Origin of the sequence: Saccharopolyspora sp., from assembly GCF_017434145.1 — a bacterium.
GTDB classification, from domain to species: domain Bacteria; phylum Actinomycetota; class Actinomycetes; order Mycobacteriales; family Pseudonocardiaceae; genus Saccharopolyspora_C; species Saccharopolyspora_C galaxeae.
The window spans coordinates 1-3,464 of the sequence record NZ_JAFRFW010000140.1; the positions used below are offsets into that span (position 1 = coordinate 1).

The 3,464-nt window shown below is 70.4% G+C and carries 1 protein-coding gene; it reads left to right on the plus strand.

Annotated features, from left to right (window positions below):
• Positions 1-5: 5 nt before the first annotated feature.
• Entirely contained in the window at positions 6-3,350 is a 3,345-nt protein-coding gene (fdh, locus tag IJH84_RS03915; RefSeq protein ID WP_295140264.1) for a formate dehydrogenase, read from the plus strand.
• Positions 3,351-3,464 lie beyond the last annotated feature (114 nt).

A 3,464-nucleotide genomic window follows, 5' to 3' on the forward strand; every position in this document is an offset into this window, starting at 1 on the left:
ATCCGCTGGGCCGCGGCGCGGCCGCGCGCTCGCGGGGCACCGACGCCATCCAGGCCCGCACCGAGCAGGCCGACGAGGTGGTGCGCTCGATCTGCCCGTACTGCGCGGTCGGCTGCGGGCAGCAGGTCTTCGTCCGCGACGGCGAGGTCACCCAGATCGAAGGCGACCCGGACTCACCGATCAGCCGCGGGCGGTTGTGCCCGAAGGGCTCGGCCAGCCGGGAGCTGGTGACCTCCGACGGACGTCAGCGCAAGGTCCGCTACCGCCGCCCGCACGGCACCGAGTGGGAGGACCTCGACCTCGAGACCGCACTCGACATGATCACCGAGCGCGTGCTGGACACGCGCGACGCCACCTGGCAGCAGTCCGACGACCAGGGCAGGCTGCTGCACCGCACCATGGGCATCGCGAGCCTCGGAGGAGCGACCCTCGACAACGAGGAGAACTACCTCATGAAGAAGCTCTACACCGCCATGGGCGCGATCCAGGTGGAGAACCAGGCCCGCATTTGACACTCCTCCACGGTTCCCGGTCTGGGGACCTCCTTCGGGCGCGGAGGGGCCACGACCTTCCAGCAGGACCTGGCCAACGCCGACTGCATCCTCATCCAGGGCTCCAACATGGCCGAGGCGCACCCGGTCGGATTCCAGTGGGTGATGGAGGCCAAGCGCCGCGGCGCCACGGTGATCCACGCGGACCCGCGGTTCACCCGCACCTCGGCGATGGCCGACCAGCACGTGGCGCTGCGCGCGGGGTCGGACATCGGATTCCTGGGCGGGCTGATCCACCACGTGCTGGCCAACGACGCCTACTTCCACGACTACGTGGTCAACTACACGAACGCCGCGATGATCGTGGGTGCGGAGTTCGCCGACACCGAGGATCTGGCGGGCATCTTCTCCGGATTCGATCCCGAAGAGGGCAGCTACGACACGAGCACGTGGCAGTACGAGGGCACCGAAGCGGTGCCGTCGGTCGGCGGGCACGGCCCGGAAGGTGCCACCGGCGACCACGTGGGCGGCCCGCGGGACAACTCCGACGGGGACGGGAACTCGACCAGGCACGGCCGCGAGCGCGCGGCGAGCAAACCCGAACGCAGCGGGTCCGGCGGTCCCGTCTACCACGGCAAGGCAGAGACCGACCCGACGTTGCAGCACCCGCGCTGCGTGTTCCAGATCCTCAAACGGCACTACGCCCGCTACACCCCCGAGATGGTCGAGCAGGTCTGCGGTGTGCCGCAGGAGGACTTCCGGCGGGTGGCCGAGGCGCTGGTCGCCAACTCCGGCCGGGAACGCACCAGCACGATCGCCTACGCCGTGGGCTGGACCCACCACACCGTTGGCGTGCAGTACATCCGCGCGGCCTCGATCTTGCAGTTGCTGCTGGGCAACGTGGGCAGGCCGGGCGCGGGCATCCTGGCGCTGCGCGGGCACGCCAGCATCCAGGGCTCGACCGACATCCCGACGCTGTTCAACCTGCTGCCCGGCTACATCCCGATGCCGCACGCGCACACCGACGCCGACTTGGACTCGTTCGTCGCCCAGGACGAGTACGCCCGCGGCTACTGGGGCAACATGCGCTCCTACATCGTCAGCCTGCTCAAGTCGTGGTGGGGCGAGCACGCCACCGCCGACAACGACTACGGCTTCGGGCACCTGCCGCGGCTCACCGGCGATCACGGCAGCTTCCAGACCGTCGCCGACCAGATCGACGGGCTGGTGAAGGGCTACTTCGTGGTCGGCGAGAACCCCGCGGTTGGTACCGCCAACGCCCGCCAGCAGCGGATGGGGCTGGCGAACCTGGACTGGCTCGTGGTCCGCGACCTCAACATGATCGAGACGGCCACCTTCTGGAAGGACGGCCCCGAGATCGAAAGCGGCGAGCTGGCCACCGAGGACATCGGCACCGAGGTCTTCTTCCTGCCCGCAGCCGCGCACACCGAGAAGGACGGCACCTTCACCAACACCCAGCGGCTGCTGCAGTGGCACCACAAGGCCGTCGAACCGCGCGAGGACCAGCGCAGCGACCTGTGGTTCTACTACCACCTGGGCCGCAAGCTGCGGGAGAAGCTCGCCGCGCGGCAAACCGAACGCACGGCGCAGCAGCGCGAGAACGACCGCGCCCTGCTCGAGCTGACCTGGGACTACCCGACCCATGGCGAGATCGCTGAGCCCAGCGCGGACGCCGTGCTTCGCGAGATCAACGGCAGCGACGAGCACGGCGCGGCGCTGCCCGGCTACTCGAAGCTCCGCTCCGACGGTTCCACCTCGTGCGGCTGCTGGATCTACTGCGGCGTCTACGCCGAGGAGGTCAACCAGGCCGCCCGCCGCAAACCCGGCAGCGAGCAGACCTGGGTAGCGCCGGAATGGGGCTGGGCCTGGCCGATGAACCGGCGCACCCTCTACAACCGCGCATCGGCCGACCCGCAGGGCCGCCCGTGGAGCGAGCGCAAGGCTTACGTGTGGTGGGACGCGGACGCGGCCGAGTGGACCGGCCACGACATCCCGGATTTCGACAAGGCGAAGCGCCCCGACTACGAACCGGCCCCGGACGCGACCGGGCCCGCGGGCATCGCGGGCACCGACCCGTTCATCATGCAAAGCGACGGCCGCGGCTGGCTCTACGTCCCGGCCGGGCTGGTGGACGGGCCGCTGCCCGCGCACTACGAGCCGCAGGAATCGCCGCTGGCCAACGCGCTGCACGATCATCAGCAGCGCAATCCGGCGCGGCAGGTTTTCGCGCGCCCGGAGAACCGCTACCAGCCCAGCGGCTACGAGAGCGGCGCCGAGGTCTATCCGTACGTGTTCACCACGTTCCGGCTCACCGAGCACCACACCGCGGGCGGCATGAGCCGCTGGCTGCACCACCTGTCCGAACTCGCACCCGCGATGTTCGTGGAGGTCTCGCCGGAACTGGCCGCCGAGCGGAAGCTGGCGCATCTCGGCTGGGCCACCATCGTCACCGCCCGCAGCGCGATCGAGGCCCGGGTGCTAGTGACCGGCCGGATGCGGCCGCTGCGGTTCGGCGACCGCACGATCTACCAGATCGGCCTCCCGTGGCATTGGGGGCCGAACGGGCTCAGCACCGGCGACGCGGCCAACGAGCTGATCGGCGTCGCGCTGGACCCGAACGTGCACATCATGGAGACCAAGGCCGGGACCTGCGACATCAATCCCGGCAGGCGCCCGCGCGGCCGTTCGCTGGCCGTCTACGTGGCCGAGTACCGGCGGCGGGCGGGCATCACCGAGCTCACCGGCACCGAGCACGCCGACGATCCGCGGCGCAGCGGGGACGAGGAACGCAGCCCGGACCAGGAAAGCAGGGGCGACGAGCAAGGACGAGGGGAGTGACACCCGTGGCCGACGAACCGGCCAACCGGCTCAGCGGCCCGCTGGCCGACCCGGCGGGCGAAGCGGGCTACGCCGAGCACCCCGAGCGGGTCGGGTTCTTCACCGACACCAGCG